Source organism: Mesoflavibacter sp. CH_XMU1404-2 (assembly GCF_037029465.1).
Lineage (GTDB): Bacteria > Bacteroidota > Bacteroidia > Flavobacteriales > Flavobacteriaceae > Mesoflavibacter.
Window position 1 is genome coordinate 539332 of record NZ_JAYMEM010000026.1, and the last position, 20392, is coordinate 559723.

General features: G+C 30.8%; 18 protein-coding genes. 9 read left to right on the top strand and 9 right to left on the bottom strand.

Annotated elements, in window-relative coordinates; translation table 11 throughout:
• Positions 1-10: 10 nt before the first annotated feature.
• Genes WA327_RS10925 through WA327_RS10940 form a run of 4 tightly spaced genes read right to left on the bottom strand, consistent with a single transcriptional unit; the run spans position 11 to position 3801 of the window.
• The gene (locus tag WA327_RS10925; protein ID WP_336069655.1) at positions 11-331 is read right to left on the bottom strand and encodes a hypothetical protein; all 321 of its coding nucleotides are present in this window, start codon (positions 329-331) and stop codon (positions 11-13) included.
• Between the two features lie 17 nt (positions 332-348).
• Entirely contained in the window at positions 349-1662 is a 1314-nt protein-coding gene (locus WA327_RS10930; RefSeq protein ID WP_336069657.1) for a (Fe-S)-binding protein, read from the bottom strand.
• 21 nt (positions 1663-1683) lie between these two features.
• Entirely contained in the window at positions 1684-2640 is a 957-nt protein-coding gene (locus WA327_RS10935; protein WP_336069659.1) for an MlaD family protein, read from the bottom strand.
• Between the two features lie 51 nt (positions 2641-2691).
• Entirely contained in the window at positions 2692-3801 is a 1110-nt protein-coding gene (locus tag WA327_RS10940) for an N-acetylmuramoyl-L-alanine amidase (protein WP_336069661.1), read from the bottom strand.
• Positions 3802-3888: 87 nt separating this feature from the next.
• Between WA327_RS10940 and WA327_RS10945 the strand changes: the two genes are divergently transcribed.
• The 3 genes from WA327_RS10945 to WA327_RS10955 all read left to right on the top strand — a co-directional run bounded on the left by WA327_RS10945 (position 3889) and on the right by WA327_RS10955 (position 8204).
• A complete protein-coding gene (locus tag WA327_RS10945) occupies positions 3889-6663 on the top strand; it encodes a putative LPS assembly protein LptD (RefSeq protein ID WP_336069663.1) in 2775 nt (924 codons plus the stop codon).
• A 9-nt stretch (positions 6664-6672) separates the two neighbouring features.
• The gene (locus tag WA327_RS10950; protein WP_336069665.1) at positions 6673-7053 is read left to right on the top strand and encodes a Rid family detoxifying hydrolase; all 381 of its coding nucleotides are present in this window, start codon (positions 6673-6675) and stop codon (positions 7051-7053) included.
• Between the two features lie 110 nt (positions 7054-7163).
• Complete coding sequence (locus WA327_RS10955) at positions 7164-8204, top strand: GMP reductase (RefSeq protein WP_336069667.1); 1041 nt, start codon at positions 7164-7166, stop codon at positions 8202-8204.
• A gap of 17 nt (positions 8205-8221) precedes the next feature.
• On the opposite strand, the gene WA327_RS10960 is transcribed toward WA327_RS10955, so the two are convergent.
• From WA327_RS10960 to WA327_RS10980, 5 genes are all read right to left on the bottom strand, one after another.
• Complete coding sequence (locus WA327_RS10960; RefSeq protein ID WP_336069670.1) at positions 8222-8584, bottom strand: methylglyoxal synthase; 363 nt, start codon at positions 8582-8584, stop codon at positions 8222-8224.
• A 10-nt stretch (positions 8585-8594) separates the two neighbouring features.
• Complete coding sequence (locus WA327_RS10965) at positions 8595-9455, bottom strand: N-acetylglucosamine kinase (RefSeq protein ID WP_336069672.1); 861 nt, start codon at positions 9453-9455, stop codon at positions 8595-8597.
• A gap of 76 nt (positions 9456-9531) precedes the next feature.
• Complete coding sequence (gene gap / locus WA327_RS10970) at positions 9532-10536, bottom strand: type I glyceraldehyde-3-phosphate dehydrogenase (protein WP_336069674.1); 1005 nt, start codon at positions 10534-10536, stop codon at positions 9532-9534.
• 36 nt (positions 10537-10572) lie between these two features.
• On the bottom strand, positions 10573-11559 hold the full coding sequence (gene pfkA / locus WA327_RS10975) for a 6-phosphofructokinase (protein ID WP_336069677.1): 987 nt from the start codon (positions 11557-11559) through the stop codon (positions 10573-10575).
• 162 nt (positions 11560-11721) lie between these two features.
• Entirely contained in the window at positions 11722-16110 is a 4389-nt protein-coding gene (locus WA327_RS10980) for a translocation/assembly module TamB domain-containing protein (protein WP_336069679.1), read from the bottom strand.
• 183 nt (positions 16111-16293) lie between these two features.
• Here WA327_RS10980 and tsaD point away from each other — a divergent pair, with 183 nt between their 5' ends.
• The 6 genes from tsaD (at position 16294) to WA327_RS11010 (ending at position 20390) form a co-directional block, all read left to right on the top strand.
• Complete coding sequence (gene tsaD, locus WA327_RS10985; RefSeq protein WP_336069682.1) at positions 16294-17316, top strand: tRNA (adenosine(37)-N6)-threonylcarbamoyltransferase complex transferase subunit TsaD; 1023 nt, start codon at positions 16294-16296, stop codon at positions 17314-17316.
• A gap of 98 nt (positions 17317-17414) precedes the next feature.
• Positions 17415-18041: a peptidylprolyl isomerase gene (locus WA327_RS10990; protein WP_336069683.1), complete on the top strand. Its 627-nt coding sequence runs from the start codon at positions 17415-17417 to the stop codon at positions 18039-18041.
• Between the two features lie 120 nt (positions 18042-18161).
• Positions 18162-18380 carry a hypothetical protein gene (locus tag WA327_RS10995; protein ID WP_336069684.1) on the top strand — a complete coding sequence of 73 codons (219 nt, stop codon included), beginning with the start codon at positions 18162-18164 and terminating at the stop codon, positions 18378-18380.
• A gap of 78 nt (positions 18381-18458) precedes the next feature.
• Complete coding sequence (locus WA327_RS11000; protein WP_336069685.1) at positions 18459-19163, top strand: 16S rRNA (uracil(1498)-N(3))-methyltransferase; 705 nt, start codon at positions 18459-18461, stop codon at positions 19161-19163.
• Positions 19164-19165: 2 nt separating this feature from the next.
• Positions 19166-19807 carry a DUF4159 domain-containing protein gene (locus WA327_RS11005; protein ID WP_336069688.1) on the top strand — a complete coding sequence of 214 codons (642 nt, stop codon included), beginning with the start codon at positions 19166-19168 and terminating at the stop codon, positions 19805-19807.
• A 76-nt stretch (positions 19808-19883) separates the two neighbouring features.
• Complete coding sequence (locus WA327_RS11010; RefSeq protein ID WP_336069690.1) at positions 19884-20390, top strand: TrmH family RNA methyltransferase; 507 nt, start codon at positions 19884-19886, stop codon at positions 20388-20390.
• Positions 20391-20392 lie beyond the last annotated feature (2 nt).

Here is a 20392-nt window from a genome sequence, read left to right on the forward strand (position 1 = left end):
TTTAAGAGTTTTATTTATTTAAAGCTTTAAAATCTTCTTTAGAAAGCCTTATGTATATTGATAATATTTTTATTCCGTTTTCTTTACGGTTTTTAGGATCGTTTTGCTCAAGTTCTGTTAATTTAAGCGCTTGTAATCCTAATTGGTTTTTCTGTTCTTCTGAACAATAATCACAAAGTACTTTTTTTAATTTTATATCTTCTACTTTACTTTTATGATACTTTATTGCTGTGATTATTTTAAATTGTAATGAGTCTTTAGTATAATCTTGTGCTTTGGTTTGGTTTAAACCAAAGATGAATATGATTAATATTAAAACTCTATACTTCAATTATTTAAATTTTAAAACTACTCGTCTTTCCATTTTAAACGATCCATTTGGTTGTATGGCCAAGGTGCACCGTTATTTTCTATATTGGTCATCATGTTATTTAATTCCATTGGTGCCGCACTTTGCTCCATAACTAAATATTGGCGCATTTGCATGATAATATTTAATGGATCAATACTAACTGGACAAGCTTCTACACAAGCGTTACAGCTGGTACATGCCCAAAGTTCTTCATTTGTAATATAATCGCCTAATAATTGTTTGCCATCATCTACAAAATTACCGCCGTTTGCATCAATGTTTTTACCAACTTCTTCTAAACGGTCTCTGGTGTCCATCATGATTTTACGTGGCGATAATTTTTTACCTGTTAAGTTTGCAGGACACTCGCTAGTACAACGTCCACATTCTGTACAGGTATAAGCATTTAACAAGTTTAACCAAGTTAAATCTTGTACATCACTTGCTCCAAATTTTTCTGGTTCTGCAGCGTTTTCATCTTCTGCTGGTGCAGCAAACGGATCTGCGTTTGGATCCATCATTAACTGTACTTCTTTAGTTACTGTTGGATTATTTGGAAATTGTCCTTTTGGCGTTAATTTACCGTAATACGTATTTGGAAACGCTAATAAAATATGTAAATGCTTAGAAAAGTATAAATAATTTAAGAATACTAAAATACCTACAATATGTAACCACCAAGCGGCTCTTTCTATAATGTGTAATGTTCCTTCTGATAATCCAGAAAATAAGGGAGAAATATATTGACTAATAACATTACCTGTGTCTAAAGATTGAAATGTTGTATCAGTTGCATTCATAACCAAGAATAAGGTCATTAATACCATTTCAAAATAAAGGATAAAATTACCGTCATTTTTAGGCCAACCTTTCATCTCAGCACTTAAAAAACGTCTTAATTTTATTACGTTACGTCTAATCCAAAATACAACAACAGCTACGAAAACTAATGCTGCAAGGATTTCAAAACTTCCTATTAAAAATCCGTAAACAGATTTTGGTAGGACTTTTAATCCTATTCTGTGTGTTCCAAAAAGTCCGTCAAGGATAATTTCTAAAACTTCAATATTTATGATAATAAAACCTACATAAACCACAATATGTAAAAAACCTGCAATTGGCCTTTTCACCATTTTACTTTGCCCTAAAGCAATGTAAGCCATGTTTTTCCAACGTTGTGATTTGTTATCAGAAACATCTAAATCTTTACCCAGTTTTATATTTCTGGATAGTTTTTTCACGTTTTTTACAAAGTAGCCAATGCCTAAAATAAGGACAATTGCAAATAGAATATTAGGAATATATTCCATAGTTAGTCAATTTTTATTTAGTTAGTTATTGTCTTCAATTTCATTACCTTCTGCGTCATAACGCTTTGCTTTTTTCCCGAAAAGAGAAAAATGTACGTAACGTTTTGGATTTAACTTCATGTCTTGTAAAAGTTGTTCCATTTGTAACGCTGCGCCTTCAAGGTTATCGTATAGTTTGTCGTCTTTTAATAGTTTTCCTAAAGAGCCTTCGCCGTTATCAACACTTGCTAAAATACCATTAACGCTATTTAAAGTATTCTCTAGTTTTTCTATACTATTACTAATTTGTGCTTCTTTTAATTCTTTAGATAAAACAGTTAAATCTTCGCTTACTGTTTTAAAGTTTTCTAATACTAAAGCAATATTTTCGTCATTCTTTTTAACTACTCCGTTAATTGAATACGAAAGATTTTTAAATGATTTTAAAGTCGAATTTAACTCGGCAATCGTACTTTTTAATCCGTTCTCTGAAGTATCTGTTACTAATCCGTTAAGGTTGATTAATAAGGTGTCTGCAGATTTTAAAGTTGAATTTAAATCGGTACTAAGAGCAGAAAAATTACCTGTTAATTTATCTACTAAACCTTGCTCTACTTCAGATTTTAAAAAATCTCCATCTTTAGCAAATTCGTTATCATTTGCAGCAATTATTGCTAGAGCATTACCATCCATAATACCTGGTTTGTAAAGTCTAATGGTACTATTTTTTGAGAATTTAATTTCTTCATCTACAGTAAAAGACACTCTTGTTTTACCTGTTTTTAGGTCGTATTCTATATTTGTTACTTTACCAACGCGGTTACCTTTTATGGTTACAGAAGAAGATGTTGATAATGCATTGTAATCAAACTCTGTGTAATACACATCGTCGTGTTCAAAAATATTATTTCCCTTAAGGTAATTGTATCCAAAAACGAATAGAAAAATCCCTGCAAGGACAATTATAGAGGTTTTAACTTCTTTGGTAATCTTTATCATATTAAAGCTTGGTTAAGTAACAAAATTAGAAATAAAATAATTAATCAACCGTTATTTTGTTTCGGTTTTTAAAGCTTCAGAAACTTTTATCTGTTTTCCATCTTTAAAAGCAGTTATAAAAGCTGTTTTATATCCTTTGTTTTGTGCCTGAATTTGAAGTTTTTGTGCTTGATTATAATCTGATGTGTATCCGTAATAATATTTATATAAGTTACCAACTTTTTCTCTTGACACATCATTAAGCCCTTTAAAATTATATGGTTTAGGCTCTAATAATCTGCTACTTGCCGCTAATTGAACTTTAAAAACAATGTTAGTAATTGTTTTTTCTGTTGTTGGTACAGTGTCTATTATTGGTTTTTCAATATGGTTACCAACATTAAGATCTACATCTTTTTTATAGTCTTTTATGGCGTTTGCGATAGCTGTAGATAATTCAGACTGTCCTTTTTTAGAGTTAAGGTATTTCCCTTCACTTGTATTCGTTACAAAGCCTGTTTCTATTAAAACACTTGGCATAACTGTTTGGTGTAATACGATAAAACCAGCTTGTTTTACACCTCTGTTTTTACGTTTTAATTTATTAGTAAAATTATCTTGAATGTTTGTTGCCAACTTTATACTTTGGTCTAAATACTCTTCTTGCATAAATGATAGACCTATAAAAGACTCAGGTGAGTTTGGATTGAAACCAGCGTAGTTTTCTTCATAGTTTTCCTCTAAAAAGATAACCTCGTTTTCTGCTTTTGCTACTTCAAAATTTGTTTTATTTCTGTGTAATCCTAAAACGTAAGTTTCTGATCCGTAAGCTTGGCTGTCATGTGCATTACAATGTACAGACACAAATAAATCTGCATTAGCATCATTAGCTATTTTTCCTCTTTTAAATAAGTCTACAAAAACATCTGTTTTTCTAGTATAAACAACTTTAATGTCTTTGTTTTTTTCTAAAATCTCTCCAATTCCTAAAACAACTTTTAGAGCAATATCTTTTTCTTTTAAGCCAGATTTAGCGTGTTTACCAGGATCATGACCACCATGACCAGCGTCTAAGACTACTATAAATTTATCATTATTAACTTGAGCATTAACAGTGTTTAAGGCAAAAAATGTTAATACTAATATAAAAGATACGAAATGTTTTAAAGTGTTCGTTTGCATAGATATTATAACCATTTTTTTAAAGGTTTATTATGGAATATAAATTTTAACGAAATATAAATATTTCAATAAAAAATATATGTAGTTTTGTCATTTCAAAAACCAAGCCATACTTTTACAAAAATACATTTAAAAGCATTGCATACACAACGTCTTAACATACTTTTTGCCCTTAGTTTTACAATGTTTATTAACATTGTGTGCTTTGCACAAAAGGATTTACCTGAAGAAGGGACAAAAATTCCTCCTGTTGAAACTACAGAAGAAACACCTGAGGAAAAAGTTGACGATAGTCTTACTATTGATGCTGAAAGTTTTTTAGCTACAAACAAAGAAATTGATTCTACCAAAAACGACACAATAAAGCCAAAAACACAATTACTATCTAGTACTGTTACTTACAAAGCAACAGATTATATGGCTTATAAAAAGAAAGAATCTAAAATGTATCTTTATAATGAAGCTGAAGTCTATTATGAAGATATGGAAATTAAAGCTGGTAGTATTATTTTAGATTTTAATAAAGACTTGGTTTATGCCTACGGAATTAAAGACACTTTAGGAGATTATACACAAAGACCAAGTTTTAAACAAGGTGAAAATCTAATCGAACCTGATTCTATCATTTTTAATACAGTTACCAAAAAAGGTTTAATCTACAACTCTCAAACAGAACAAAACGGAGGTACTTTAATTACCGAAACCACAAAAAAGATTAATGATTCTGTTTATTATGTAAGAAATTCAAAGTTTACAACTTCTGAAAATTTAGATGATCCTGAATATTATTTTTTAATAAGTAAAGGTAAAATTGTACCAAACTCTAAAGTAATAACTGGTCCAACACAAATGCATATTTATGATGTCCCAACACCTGTTTGGATACCATTTGCTTTCTTTCCGTTAACAAAAACACGTACATCTGGAGTTATTTTCCCAAGTTTTGGAGAAGATGGTAGACGTGGTTATTTCTTACAAAATGGTGGTTATTATTTTGCAATTAGTGACTATGTAGATCTAGCAACAATTGGTGATTATTATACTAATGGTAGTTACGGGTTACGTTTAGAAAGTAAGTATGCAAAACGTTATAAGTTTAATGGTAATGTAGGTTTTAGATATGAAAATTTAATTACTAGCGAACGTGGTTTTCCTGATTATGCAAAAACAACAATTTACAATATACGTTGGTCTCATAATCAAGATACTAAAGCCAATCCAAATGCACGTTTTTCTGCTTCTGTTAACTTAGGTAGTAGTAATTATTACCAGCAGTCTGTTAATCAGGTTAATTTACCAAATACACAAAATAATACGTTAGCATCTTCTATCTCCTATTCAAAAACATTTCAAGGAGAACCGCAAGCCAATATTAGTTTAACTGCTACACATTCTCAAAATACACAAACAGGAATTATAAATATGACACTACCAACCTTTCAAGGTAGTATAAGTCGTATTTATCCTTTTGCACCAAAGTTTGGTACAAAAAAGGGAATTATTCAAAATATTAACTTACAATACAACGTAAGAGCAGAAAATAGAATTAGTACAGAAGAAGAGTTTTTCTTTAAAAGTGAAATGTTTCAGGACGCAAGAGTTGGTGCAAGACATTCTATTCCTGTGACTACAAACTTCAAGGTTTTTGATCATTTTAGTGTAAGTGCTAATGCCAATTTTGAAGAAGTATGGACATTAAACCCTATAAGAAAGTACTACGATCCTGTCCTAGATGATATTGTTACTGAAGAATTAAACAAATTTGATTCGTTTAGAACCTACAATTTTAGCACAAGTGTTGGTACAACTATCTATGGTATGTTTGATTTTGATAAAAAAGGTGAAAATAAACGCTTACAAAAAATAAGACACGTTATCCGTCCATCTATCAGTTATAATATCAATCCAGCATTTGATAATTATTATGATACGGTAGAAGTTATTGATGCAGACGGAACAACTAGATCAGAATATACACGTTTTGAAAATAGTATTTATGGTAGACCAAACAATACATTTTCAAGCTCAATTGGTATTGGTATAGCTAATAATTTTGAAGCTAAAGTTAGAGATAGAGACACGACTAAAGTTGAGCCTAAAAAGATTACATTACTAAACAACCTAAACTTCTCTACATCTTATAATGTAGCTGGAGACTCTTTAAATTGGAGTCCGGTTAGAGTTACTGGTGGTATGCAGATTTTAGATAATAAAATGAATATCAACTTTGGAGCAACTTTAGACCCTTACGCACTAGATGCTAATAATAGAAGAATCAACACATTTAATGTTGATAATGGCGGAAGTTTATTTAGAATGACAAGTGCTAACTTGACATTAAATTATAGCTTTAGTAGTGACGGAACAAACAAATCAACCAACGAAAGCCAAAGCGCATTAAACGAAAGACTGCAAGGTGGTGGACGTGCAGATGATTTATTTGGTGTATCAGAAGATTTTGCAGACCAACAATTTAACAAAGATGGTGTTGAAGAAGAGGAAGAAGAACCTTCTGAGCTTTATAATTACAAAATACCTTGGAGTTTAAGACTAGCCTATGCTGTTAATTATTCTAACGCAGCACGACAAAACGAAATTTCTTCACATTCATTAATGTTTTCAGGAGATATTGATATTTCGCCAAAATGGTCTATTGGAGGATCATCCAGTTATGACTTTAAAAATAAAGGATTTGGTTTAACACAATTAAGATTTCAGAGAGACTTATTAAGTTGGCGAATGAATTTTAGTTGGGTTCCATTTGGTACTTATAACCGTTGGAATTTCTTCATAGGAATAAAATCAAACTTATTAAAAGATTTAAAATACGAACAACGTCGTAAACCAGACGAACAGTTATAATAGCTTGTTATGAAAAAAATAATCACAACCTCAAAAGCACCTGCGCCAATTGGACCTTATAACCAAGCGGTTTTAAACGGAAACACATTATACACTTCTGGTCAAATTGCTTTTAATCCAGAAACTAATGAGCTTGTTTTAGATGATATAAAAATTGAAACTAAACAAGTTATGGAAAACCTTAAAGCTGTTCTTGAAGCTGCAGATATGACGTTTGAAAATGTAATAAAAACTTCAATTTTTATTAGTGATATGAATAACTTTTCTCTAATTAACGAAGTTTATGGCAGCTATTTTAATGAAGATACAGCACCTGCAAGAGAAACTGTAGAGGTAGCCAATTTACCAAAATTTGTAAACGTAGAAATTAGTATGATTGCTTCTAAATAAGTAATCATTAATAAACAATTGTTAATAAAAGACCCTTATCTTTTTAAAAAAGATAAGGGTCTTTTTTTGAATAACTTGTATTTTTGATAGTAACCCAAACTTTACTGTCAATGCGTATTGAATTAGATATTAAATTAGGTTTTAAAGATGTAATGATAAGACCTAAACGATCAACCTTAAAAAGTAGATCTCAAGTAGACTTAGAACGCGAATTTAGATTTTTACACAGTAACCATACATGGAAAGGTATACCAATTATGGCAGCCAATATGGATACTGTTGGTACTTTTGAGATGGCTTCTGCCCTATCTAAGCATAAATTATTTACAGCAATTCACAAACATTATACTTTAGAGCAATGGAATTCGTTTCTTTCTACTTCTAATGAAGATATTAGCGATTTTATTGCAGTAAGTACAGGAACAGGTAAAAATGATATCGATAAACTAAACTCAATTTTTAATACACATCCTGACTTAAAATTTATTTGCATTGATGTTGCTAATGGATACTCTGAGCATTTTGTAGATTTTGTAAAAAAAACCAGAGATAATTTTCCTGATAAGATAATTATAGCAGGAAATGTTGTTACAGGTGAAATGGTAGAAGAACTTTTAATCTCAGGAGCAGACATAGTAAAAGTTGGTATTGGACCAGGTAGTGTTTGTACAACACGTGTAAAAACTGCAGTTGGTTATCCACAATTATCCGCAATTATTGAATGTGCAGATGCTGCACACGGTTTAGGTGGACAAATCATTAGTGATGGTGGCTGTACAATACCTGGTGACTTATCAAAAGCGTTTGGAGCTGGTGCTGACTTTGTTATGCTTGGAGGTATGTTTGCTGGTCACACAGAAAGTGGCGGTACTACTATTGAAAAAAATGGTAAAAGCTATAAACAGTTTTACGGAATGAGCTCGGCAACAGCTATGAATAAACACGTTGGTGGTGTTGCAGAATATAGAGCTAGTGAAGGTAAAACTGTTGAAGTTCCTTTTAAAGGCGATGTTGATAATACGTTACAAGATATTTTAGGTGGTATTAGAAGTACTTGTACTTATGTTGGTGCTGCAAAACTGAAAGAGCTTACAAAACGTACCACCTTTATTCGTGTTGCAGAGCAAGAAAATCAAGTATATAATTCATAAAAAAGCACTTTAATAATTTAAAGTGCTTTCATTAAAAGTTCTGCTGTCGCTGGGTTTGTGGCTAATGGCACATCATGTACATCACATAAGCGCATTAGCATTAATACATCAGGTTCATGAGGATGTTTTTCCAAAGGATCTCTAAAAAATAAGACCATATTACATTGTCCTTCCGCTACTCTAGCTGCAATTTGTGCATCACCGCCTAAAGGTCCCGATAAAAGTCTAGTGACTTCAAAACCTGCTTTTTTAACCTTTTTTCCTGTTGTACCTGTGGAAATTAGTGATACTTTTTTACCTAATAAAATATCTTTATGCTGATTTAAAAACTGAACCATTTCAGCTTTTTTACCATCATGTGCTATGATTGCTATTTCCATAACTTATTAATTAAGATGCATTTGTATGGAAGCTAACTAAGCCTTCTATTGGTCTTCTTTCAAAGTTACCTACTTTAAAGTTTAGTTCTTCTGCTACTTCTTTTATTTCATCTTGACAGAAAAATGCTATCGAACCTGCAAAATGTACAGGTACCGTTTTTAATTCTTCTTTATATTGTAAAATCATGTTTTTAGCAAAACGTCTGATACCTCTTTTAATTAATTCTTTTACGTATTCAGAATCTTTGTTAAGTATCATAAACTCTGCAAAACTTGCAAGATATGCATTAGGGTTTGGTTGTTTGTACAGATTATATTTGATATAATCTGCATCTAAATTATACTTGTCTCCAAATGCAATTTTAATTTGTTCTGGCATATGGTTAAAGTAATAATCTCTTATTAGCTCTTTACCATAATAGTTACCAGAAGCATCATCCATTAAAGTATATCCTAACGATTTTACACGTTGGTGTAATTTTTTTCCATCATAATAGCTACAGTTTGATCCTGTACCCATAATACATACTACAGCAGCTTCAGTTGGCTCATTTAGTGTAGCGTAAACCGCAGCCATAGTGTCTTCTTCAACAACAATTTCTGCATTAGGAAAAAACTCGTGAAGCACTAATTTTAGTACCAGTCTTGGGTTTTCTGTACCACAACCAGCACCATAAAAATAAATATTTGTAACTTCTCTACGGTGTTCTTTTAGTGGTTCGCTCTTTTTAAGAACTTTTCTTATCTTTTTCTCTGAAAGAAGTGCTGGATTTAATCCTTTTGTACGGATTTTTTCTAACAACTGGTTACCGTTTTTATCAACCGCTTTCCAGTCGCATTTTGTAGATCCGCTATCAACAATTAAAATCATAGAATTTGTTTTAACAAAAAAGCGTAGCACTTTTATACAAATATACTACGCTTTTGTTTCATTAAATAATTTTAGATTATAGTGAATTTACTTTTAAAGCTAAATCTACTAATTTATTAGAGTATCCAAACTCGTTATCATACCAAGATACTAACTTGAAGAAAGTTGAGTTTAACTCGATAGCAGCTTCAGAATCAAAAATGCTTGTTCTGTCATCGCTAACAAAATCTTGAGATACTACAAGCTCATCTGTGTATCCTAACACACCTTTCATTGGTCCTTCTTCTGATGCTTTTTTGAATACCGCTTTAATTTCTTCTAAAGAAGTTTCTTTTTTAGTTTTTACTGTTAAGTCTACAACAGAAACATCTGCTGTTGGTACTCTAAATGCCATACCTGTAAGTTTTCCATCTAATTCTGGAATAACTTTACCTACTGCTTTTGCAGCACCTGTAGATGCAGGAATGATGTTTAATAATGCACTACGTCCGCCTCTCCAATCTTTTTTAGATGGTCCATCTACTGTTAATTGAGTTGCAGTAGTTGCGTGTACTGTTGTCATTAATGCTTCTTCAATACCAAAGTTATCTTCTAAAACTTTAGCTAAAGGCGCTAAACAGTTTGTTGTACAAGATGCATTAGACACTATTTTATCTGAAGCTTTTAATTTTTCATCATTTACGCCCATTACAAACATTGGAGCATCTTTACTAGGTGCAGAAATAACTACTTTTTTAGCACCAGCTTGTAAGTGATAATCTGCTGTGTCTAAAGTTGTAAAAATACCTGTACATTCTGCAACGATATCTGTATCTACTTCATCCCATTTTAAGTTTTTTGGGTCTCTTTCTGCAGTTACACGAATTGTTTTTCCGTCTACAATTAAATTTCCGTCTTTAACTTCAATTTTTGCATCGTAACGTCCGTGAACTGAATCATATTCTAATAAGTATGCTAAATGCTCTACATCTAATAAATCATTGATAGCTACTACTTCTACGTTGTCTCTTTTTAAGGTTGCTCTAAAAACGATTCTCCCTATACGACCAAAACCGTTTATTCCTAATTTTAATGTTGACATATTTTTAATTATTTGTTTTAAATGTTAGTTATCTAGTTATGTTGTCATTATATCTGATACACGAATTAACTCGTGATCAATTTCTGATTTTCCTTTTACTGCTTGTTGTAATGGCGTTAATGCAATTTCATCTTTTAATAATCCAACCATAAAGTTAGATTTTCCTTCTAATAGACTTTCTACTGCTGTTACACCCATTCTACTTGCTAATACGCGGTCAAAGCATGATGGTGATCCACCACGTTGCATGTGTCCTAATACAGAAACTCTTACTTCGTATTCAGACATATTAGCTTCTACGTAATCTTTTAGTTCAAAAACATTTTTACCTGTTTTATCACCTTCTGCAACAATTACAATACTTGAAGATTTTCCTGATTGTTTACTTCTTCTTAAAGATTCTAAAAGTCTATCAAGACCCAAATCTTCTTCTGGGATTAAGATTTCTTCTGCTCCTGCTCCAACACCAACGTTTAGTGCAATATGACCAGCATCTCTACCCATTACTTCTACAAAGAATAAACGGTTGTGAGAACTAGCTGTGTCTCTAATTTTATCGATACAATCTACAACTGTATTAAGTGCTGTATCATAACCTAAAGTGTGAGAAGTACCATAAATATCATTATCAATAGTACCTGGTATACCCATTACAGGGAAACCATATTCTTCGTTAAAAATTAAAGCTCCGGTAAAACTTCCATCACCACCAATTACAACTAATGCATCTACATTTTCGGCAACTAATGAATCATACGCTTTTTTACGACCTTCTTTAGTTCTAAAAGCATCAGATCTAGCAGATTTAAGGAATGTTCCGCCTTTATTGATAATACCTTTTACACTTCTTGCGGTTAAGGGTTTAAAATCGCCTTCAATCATACCCTCATAACCTCTATATATACCTACACATTCTATTTTATAAAATGCACAGGTTCTTACCACAGAACGAATAGCTGCATTCATACCAGGAGAGTCTCCTCCAGAGGTAAAAACAGCTACTTTTTTTATAGTATTTGACATATTATTAATTTGTTAGTTCTGTAAAGCTACTAAACAAATTTTATTATTAACATGAGATTTACTAAAATTTTGCGAAGTACCGTAAACTATATCGTTTTCGTTAATAACTATTTAATTTTGAAGACGTTTTGCTACGGATTTTTGAGTTAAAAAAGTGGAAAATTAGTCTTTTTTGAATGTGTTATCAGACTTAAAAACCGATTCAGGTTCGGTTGCATTTTCGTTTGGGTTTTGGTCTTGGTTTTCATCTTCATTGTCTTCCTCTTTTTCCTTTTTTGGATTGAAAATTTTACGAAGTAATTCTCCAAAAGTGTCAAAATCTACATTATAAGCAACTCCTACTCCTTGCGTATAACCAATTTCTTCACCAAAATTTCGAATACTGTTTTCTCTATTAAAAACTTTCGCGATAAGCGTACCTTCTTCATTTAATAAGAAATCTACTTGAACATCTCCAGCAATCACCGAATCACCTAACCCACCAACTGGCACACCAACTTTACCATTAATTAGTACACGATCAGAAATTTTGGTTTGTAAAGTCACACCAACTCTATTATCTGTTTGAAAATCTGGTCTTGTTTGTCCGGCTTCAAAATTTAAACCTACATTAAACTTACCATCTCCTGATGAAAGTAGATTGTTTACTAATCCATTTAAACGCTCGGTTAATGTACCGGTAAAGTTTAAGTTTTCTAAACCGCGACTAAAAGATCCTGTTGCTAAAAGGAATAATGCCTGATTTTCTCTATCTTCTTTTGAATCTAATCTATAATTTAACTCAGATTTTATTGTTGAGCTTGTATTTGGAAAATCAAATGCGTAGTTAATTGTTGGTCGTTCTAATTGATCCGTTAGCTCTAAAGTTAACTCTACAGGAATACTTCTATTTATTCCACTATCTAATAATGGCGAAGGATTGGCACGTGTACTGTATTTTGCTTTGATATCAATCAATGCGTCTAATGGTGGACCATTCCATGCTAAAGTACTTACGTATGGCTCTACAACAAATTGTTTTTGGACTACACCACTATATAAAAAGTTATAGACACCTTCATAAATTACAAAGTCACCATACATATCAAACTTGTTGTTGGTGTTTATTTCTATTAATAAACCACCAACTCCTCGTCCTTTAATTGTACTTCCTGATGTTTTATCAATTAAAATTTCAATTTCTGCATCTTGGGTCACGTCTAGTTCAAAATTAAGATCTAAACCTTCGTCTACTTCAAAATCTATTTCTTTACCTTCTTCTTTTGCTTGTTTTTCTTCTGGAGTTAAAAAGTGAATGATTGAATTATCTCCAAAAGATTCATTATCATTTAGTGGTATTTTAAATACAGTTCCTTCTTTGGTTTCGGCTATTACATTAATGCTTAATGCTTCGGTTGCTCCAACAATTTCAGCACTTCCACCAATAAAAGCAGTACCGTAATACATGGATTCTTCTGAATATTTTGTATCTAAAACTAAAAGTTTTTGTGTATTGATTTCTAAATCTAATTTCCATTTAGAAAAGTTATTATGACTTATGCTACCGCTAAAATTTCCTTTTGTGTTGTATTTAGTATCTGTAATATTTGTTTTCTGAAAATTAAAACTTTGATCTTGTAAAACAACTCTTGTATTATCCTGAAATTTGTAATCTACCATTAAATAAGGTACGCCTAACCCTCCATTTTTGATAGATAACTCTCCATTAAAGTTAGGTTGATTAAGACTTCCGACTGCTTGCGTGTTTCCTGTAATTTCTCCTCTAATATTACTTAAAACTCCATCTAAAAACGGATTTAATGGTTTTAAACTAAAATCTTTAAACGCTAAATCTAAATCTATTGTAGGATTGTCTCCTGATACAAAAATATTACCGTTAGCCTCAAAAGAGTTTGTTGTGTCGTCTTTTATTTTTGCGTTTACAGTGTAATTTGATAAGTCTGAGTTACCTTCAATTTTAGCATCAAAAGAACCTAAAAATGTTTTATTAACTTCTAAATCGTCAATGGTAATGTTAGAATTAGGTAAATAACTACCATTTTCTTGTAAAATATTTAGTTTACCATTAATTGTTCCTGCTAGGCTTAAACTATCAATTTCTGGAATGATTTTATTTAAATCTACATCTTTAAAATTAAGCTTTAAGTCTTTGTAAGTTGAGTCTTTTAGAACACCTGCTAGCTTAATTTCTTCATTTTGATGATTAAGCAAAATATCTTCGATTTTAAAATCTCTAAAATCTCTATCAAATATTATTTTATTGAATTTGTTTTGGTCTTCATTAATATGCCAATTGTTTCCTTTAAAGGTTACATCACTCTTTTTAAAACCTAAAACCGAGTTATTATCTTGGTCTATAGTATGATAAAAACTTAGGTCATAAAGATCGTCGTTTCGTTTTCCGCCTTTAAAATCGCTACGCATATAAAGCGTGTCATTTAAGGTTACATTAATTAAATTGAACTTAGAGATATTGTAAACCTTAGTATTTATGCTATCAATTTCTACGTAAGTATTAAATAACGGGTTGTTGTTATCTACTTGTATTTCAATTTCGTTTGCAAAATATTCTAAGAGCTTAATTTTTGGCGATTTAAAAGTAAGCTCAAACTCTTTTTCATTACTTTCTACTCTTCCTTTAATAAAGGTATTTGGTGCTAACTCTACTTCTGGCAAGAATACTTCAACGATTTTATTATAAATTTTAAAGTTGAAATCTATGTACTGATTACCTTCAATTTTATTAGGTTTATAATTAGTATAAATGCTTTTTAAAGAGTTTTCAAACAACAACTCTAAGTCTTTAAATTTGAAATCACCACTTAAACTACCTTCTATTATTTCTGGTGAATTTATATCAATAATATGTTCGTTATCTATGAATTGTGAGTTGATTTCGAAATCCTCAAACTTATACGTGTCATTCTCGTTAATGTAGGTTGTATTTTTAAATTGAATATATCCAACTGCATCATCTACAGAGTTAGCATTCATTTTCATTTCTACATCACCAGAAAATTCAGACTGCTCATCTCTGTTATAAAAATTTAATGCTTTTAGGTTAGCGTAGTCGACATTTGCAACAAAATCAAAAGTGTTTACTTTTTGAGATAAATCTGCTAATCCGTTAAATTCTAACTGTAAATTTTTATCGTCTATAACTAACTTACCATTAAATTTACTTTGCTTGTAAACACCATTAACAACAATGTTTTGGTAATTATAATTGTTATAGTTTATGCTGTAAATCTCTCCTTTTAACTGCGTAGAAAGATTTTCTTTTTTAAAACCTTTACCATCAACATCTATATTTAAAGACGTTGTTGTAAGGTTTGGGTCGTCAAGTATTTTACCAATATTAAACTTGTCAAATATAACGCTACCTCTGTAAGACGCATTATCAATATTATTGATGTTAAACAGCTTTAAATCTGAATCTACATAACCTAAATCTGTAATAATTTCTAGATCAGCAATAACATTTTCTGGCGTAACTTGACTTGTTCCTTTAGCTGTAAAATTACCAAGCTTATCAAATAATGAAGGAATTGCTTCGCCTAAAACATTAGGTAACAACGCTTTTAAATCTCTATAATTTGAAGATAGATTAGTAAAGCTTCCATCCATTTCAAAATTATTAGCTTCGCTGTTAAATAAGTTTTTAAAGTTTATATCACCATAAATTTTGGTATTACTACTTGTATTTAACTTTAAATCTATTGTGTTTAAATTATTTAAAGTTCCTGAAATTTTAGTGCTAAAATCTGCTCGTTGATCAGTGCCAAACTCATTATAAAATTTATTTAAATCATCAAGTAAGATACTAGCTTCGGTAAAATTTGCTTCAACATTTACCTTATCTTCAAAATCTTTAAAATCTTCTCTATTGTAATTGAAATTTAGGTTTCCTTCAACATAAGATGCTTTAGTTTTAATACTTAAATCATCAAAACGCATCTGTGTTAAAGTATAAGAAAAGTTAGTTGATAAATTTTGAAGCGCTAACCCACGACTATCTACAAATTGCATGGTATTTATACGCGCACTTACATCGCTTCCATCAATTAAAAAGTTGGTGGCATTAATGTTTAAATTATCAAATTGAAGGATTTTTGGTGTTTGTTTATTCTCATCAATCATTCTAAAAACACCATTAGAAATAGTAATATCGCTAGACGACATTAAAAATGAACTTTTAGTAGTTTTGGGTTTATCATCATCAAATCTAGCCACAAAAACATCTAAATTAGTGTCTGTTTCACCTTTATAGGTTTTGATATTAAACACTAAATCATCTAAACTAATATCTCCAAAATTTAAGGTACCATCATACAGGTTTTTAAAATTAATGATGGATGTTTTAATTTCAGAAGTACTAATTAAAGTATCTAATTTATAATCCTTAATTAAAACACCTTTAATCTGTACATCTCCATTAAAAGCCAAGCCAACTTTGTCTATATTTATGTTGGTTTTAAAGTCTTCGTTTAATGTATCGGTAAGATATTTACCTATTTTGGTTTGTACCGCAGGTATAGAAAGTATTAGCATTAAAATAATAAATAGCAATAAAATTATTGCTACTATCTTACCTAATATTTTAAGTGCTTTTTTGATATTGAATTAAAATTATAATTTTAAAAGAAAGCTTACATTTGCATATACGTTAACAAATGTAATCTAGTTGTTAATTAACACCTCAAAATTAACAATTATTATGCCTAAAAAAAGCTAATGAACTCACAAAATATTTATATCCTTGGAATTGAGAGCTCTTGCGATGATACTGCTGCTGCTGTAATTCACAACGGAAAAATTTTAAGTAACATTATTGCTAGTCAAAAAATTCATGAAGAATATGGTGGTGTTGTACCAGAATTAGCCAGTCGTGCACACCAACAAAACATTGTACCAGTTGTTGATCAAGCGTTAAAAAAAGCAGGAATTACAAAAGATAAATTAAGTGCAGTTGCCTTTACTAAAGGTCCTGGTTTAATGGGAAGTTTATTAGTAGGCACATCATTTGCAAAGTCTTTGGCTTATGGGTTAAACATTCCTTTAATTGATGTCAACCACATGCAAGCTCATATTTTAGCACATTTTATAGATGAAGAAGGTTTTGAAAAACCACCATTTCCGTTTTTAGCTATGACTATTTCTGGCGGACATACTCAAATAGTAAAGGTGAATAATCACTTTGACATGAAAGTTATTGGCGAAACTATTGATGATGCTGTTGGCGAAGCTTTTGATAAAAGCGGAAAATTATTAGGCTTAGGTTATCCTGCAGGACCAGAAATTGACAAACGTGCTAAATTAGGTAACCCAAAAGCCTTTAAGTTTAGTAAACCGAAGGTTGACGGACTTAATTTTAGCTTTTCTGGTTTAAAAACAGCTATTCTTTATTTTATTCAACGTGAAGTAAAAAACAACCCTAATTTTATAGAAGAAAACCTTAACGACATTTGTGCCAGTATACAATACACAATTATTGGTATTCTTACCGATAAATTGAAAAAAGCCAGCAAAGAAACTGGAATTAAACACATAGCTATTGGTGGCGGAGTTTCTGCTAATTCTGGAATAAGACAAGCCTTAAAAGATGGCGAAACCAAACACGGTTGGACAACTTATATTCCTAAATTTGAATTTACCACAGACAATGCTGCAATGATAGCTATTGTTGGTTATTTAAAATATTTAGAAAAAGATTTTGCATCGCAAAATGTAATGGCTACTGCTAGATTGAAAATATAACATTGTTAAAACCATTGTTAATAACGTTTCCAAAAAGACATTTTCAAGTGTCTTTTTTTTGTTTTTTTGCTTTGTATAAAATCAAAAATCAATAAAAAATGAAGTACCTACTTACGTTAACCCTATTTTTAACAGTGTTTACAGCAACTGCTCAAAAAAAACTTATTAAAAGTTTAGACACCATAACCACAGCAGAACAAGCTGAAAAATTTATTGAAAACAAAAAATCTAGAAATAATAAGATTATCATTTTTAATGAAGAAAAGCACCAATCAAAACTAGCTAAAGCGTTATTAAACACATCGGTAGGTAGCACAGAAGTCGTTAAAAGTGAATTTGACACCACTGTTTACAAAGTCATAGAAAAAGATAATCAACGTCATTACAGACTTAGTTACGTGTATTTAGATGGTAATAAATTAGATGCAGAAACTATTGTAAAATATAAAAATGAAATCCTTCAATCTTACGAAGAAGGTATTCGTTTTGATGATTTAGCAAAAAAATATTCAATGGATAAAAATGCTATTCGTGGTGGAGATTCTGGTTGGTTAAAAGAAGGTAATCTTCCTATTGAAGTAGAAACCGAAGCCTTTAATCTAGAACATAAAGTAGGACAAATTTACACCGTAAGAATACCAGAACCGCAAGCCTATTTTGTAATCTTAAAGACGCATAGAATAAAGAAAATTAAAGAAATTAAGGTTTTAAAAGTAGTAGATTAAACTTCTAAAATTTACACAAAAAGTGTGCTTTACAGTTTTTTTAAGTTGATAATCGTGTTTTTTTTAATTAAACAAATTGTTGCTATACATTAGTAAAAGTAAATTTAAAAGCTATTAATTATGAAACTACTTTTAATCAAAGCAACAGTAGTACTAACCATACTACCATTTGCTTTAACTCTTAATGGGTTAAAGCAACCCGAAAATGACAAAAAAATTACAATTTGTCACATTCCACCAGGTAATCCTGCGAACATGCACGAAATTACTATCAGTGTAAACGCTTTACAAGCGCATTTAGATCATGGCGATATTATTTGCCAAGGTCATCAGCAATAAGTAAACAATTAAATCAAATAAAGAGTCTTATTTTATTAAAAAGTAAGACTCTTTTTTATTTTTGTTCTTTTTTAAATTATGCAGCTATTTTATAATCTAGATATTTCAGAAAAAAGTAATACGTTTTCTTTTCCTAAAGACGAAAGTAGACACATTGTAAAAGTTTTACGTAAAAAAACAGGTGACACCTTACACATTACTAACGGTAAAGGATATCTTTTTACTGCTGAAATCACAATAGCAGACCAAAAAAACTGCGTTGTTAATATTATAAATTCAGAATTTAAAAAACCAACAGATTACAAACTTCATTTAGCTGTTGCTCCAACAAAAATGAATGACCGCTACGAATGGTTTTTAGAAAAAGCTACCGAAATTGGCATCACTAGCATCACTCCTATTTATTGTGATCATTCCGAAAGAAAAAAAATAAAAACAGACCGTTTTGAAAAAATCTTACAATCGGCGATGAAGCAATCTCTTCATTTATATTTACCAATTTTAAATGAACCTATATCGTTTAAAGATTATATAAATCAAGACTTTTCTGGTGATTTATTTATCGCACATTGCGAAGAAACAGATAAAAAATCTCTTAAAAACGAAATCAAACCAAATACAGAAACTACTATTTTAATTGGTCCAGAAGGCGATTTTTCTGTTAATGAAATTGAAACAGCAATAAAAAATAAATTTATTCCTGTAACTTTGGGTAATACGCGCTTACGTACAGAAACTGCTGCAATTGTAGCTTGTCACAGTGTTGCTTTTATAAACGAATAATTATGAAGTTTAAACTCATTATATGCTTTTGCATATTTTCAATCAGTGCTATTTCTCAAGATTTAGCAGTTTTGAAATATAAAGGTGGCGGCGATTGGTATAGCAATCCAACAGCATTACCTAATTTAATCAAGTTTTGTAACGAAAACATTGGTACAGCGATGAACACAAAACCGGAAGTTGTTGAAGCTGGCAGTATTGATATTTTTCAATATCCAATGCTTCACATGACTGGTCACGGAAACGTTATTTTTGATGATGCTGAAGCTGAAAACATTAGAAACTATCTTATTTCTGGCGGATTTCTTCACATTGATGATAATTACGGAATGCAGCCTTACGTTGTAGAAGCTTTAAAAAAAGTATTTCCAAATCAAGAATTGGCAGAACTTCCAAACACCCATGAGATTTTTAATATCGCATTTCAATTTAAAGACGGTTTACCAAAAATACACGAGCATGATGGTAAAAGACCACAAGCTTTTGGATTATATCACGAAGATAGATTAGTAGTTTTATTTACTTATGAAAGTGATTTAGGCGATGGTTGGGAAGATCAAGAAGTACATAACGATCCAGAAGATGTGCGTTTAAAAGCTTTAAAAATGGGCGCAAACATTGTAAAATATGCGTTTGAAAATTAAAACTAATTTCAGATTTACGATAGATAATTTTTAGTTATTTCAATCGTAAATTGTAAATCAAAAATCTAAAATCCATTTGCAACTCAACCATTACAATACCAACTTTAAACAACAAACATTTCCTATTACCATTGTTTGTCAAAATGTAACTAACGCGCCTAATATTGGTAGTTTGTTTAGGACTTCAGATGCATTTGGTGTAAAAGAATTAGTGTTTACAGGAACCGAAATTCCATTAGGCAGAAAAATGACCAAAACGTCTAGAGCTACCGAAAAAGTTATGAATTATCAGGTTATAGAAGATGCTTTCGGCTATATTTCTAATTTAAAAAACGAAGGTCATCAAATTATTTCATTAGAAATTACAGATAATAGCCAAGCATTACATAAATTTAATTTCAACTTAAATACGCCAATTGTATTAGTGATTGGTGATGAAAATTTTGGAGTTTCAGATAATATTTTAAGTATTAGTGATGCTATTATTCACATAGATATGTTTGGTCAAAATAGCAGCATGAATGTGGTACAAGCTACTAGTATTGCACTTTACCAAATAACTAAACAACTAAACCACAAATAGTT

Excerpts from the sequence above, each read along its gene's own strand:
- WA327_RS10930 (WP_336069657.1), bottom strand. The coding sequence starts at position 1,662 with ATGGAATATATTCCTAATATTCTATTTGCAATTGTCCTTATTTTAGGC.
- WA327_RS10935 (WP_336069659.1), bottom strand. The coding sequence starts at position 2,640 with ATGATAAAGATTACCAAAGAAGTTAAAACCTCTATAATTGTCCTTGCA.
- WA327_RS10940 (WP_336069661.1), bottom strand. The coding sequence starts at position 3,801 with ATGCAAACGAACACTTTAAAACATTTCGTATCTTTTATATTAGTATTA.
- WA327_RS10950 (WP_336069665.1), top strand. The coding sequence starts at position 6,673 with ATGAAAAAAATAATCACAACCTCAAAAGCACCTGCGCCAATTGGACCT.
- WA327_RS10955 (WP_336069667.1), top strand. The coding sequence starts at position 7,164 with ATGCGTATTGAATTAGATATTAAATTAGGTTTTAAAGATGTAATGATA.
- WA327_RS10960 (WP_336069670.1), bottom strand. The coding sequence starts at position 8,584 with ATGGAAATAGCAATCATAGCACATGATGGTAAAAAAGCTGAAATGGTT.
- WA327_RS10965 (WP_336069672.1), bottom strand. The coding sequence starts at position 9,455 with ATGATTTTAATTGTTGATAGCGGATCTACAAAATGCGACTGGAAAGCG.
- gap (WP_336069674.1), bottom strand. The coding sequence starts at position 10,536 with ATGTCAACATTAAAATTAGGAATAAACGGTTTTGGTCGTATAGGGAGA.
- pfkA (WP_336069677.1), bottom strand. The coding sequence starts at position 11,559 with ATGTCAAATACTATAAAAAAAGTAGCTGTTTTTACCTCTGGAGGAGAC.
- WA327_RS10980 (WP_336069679.1), bottom strand. The coding sequence starts at position 16,110 with ATGCTAATACTTTCTATACCTGCGGTACAAACCAAAATAGGTAAATAT.
- tsaD (WP_336069682.1), top strand. The coding sequence starts at position 16,294 with ATGAACTCACAAAATATTTATATCCTTGGAATTGAGAGCTCTTGCGAT.
- WA327_RS10990 (WP_336069683.1), top strand. The coding sequence starts at position 17,415 with ATGAAGTACCTACTTACGTTAACCCTATTTTTAACAGTGTTTACAGCA.
- WA327_RS10995 (WP_336069684.1), top strand. The coding sequence starts at position 18,162 with ATGAAACTACTTTTAATCAAAGCAACAGTAGTACTAACCATACTACCA.
- WA327_RS11000 (WP_336069685.1), top strand. The coding sequence starts at position 18,459 with ATGCAGCTATTTTATAATCTAGATATTTCAGAAAAAAGTAATACGTTT.
- WA327_RS11005 (WP_336069688.1), top strand. The coding sequence starts at position 19,166 with ATGAAGTTTAAACTCATTATATGCTTTTGCATATTTTCAATCAGTGCT.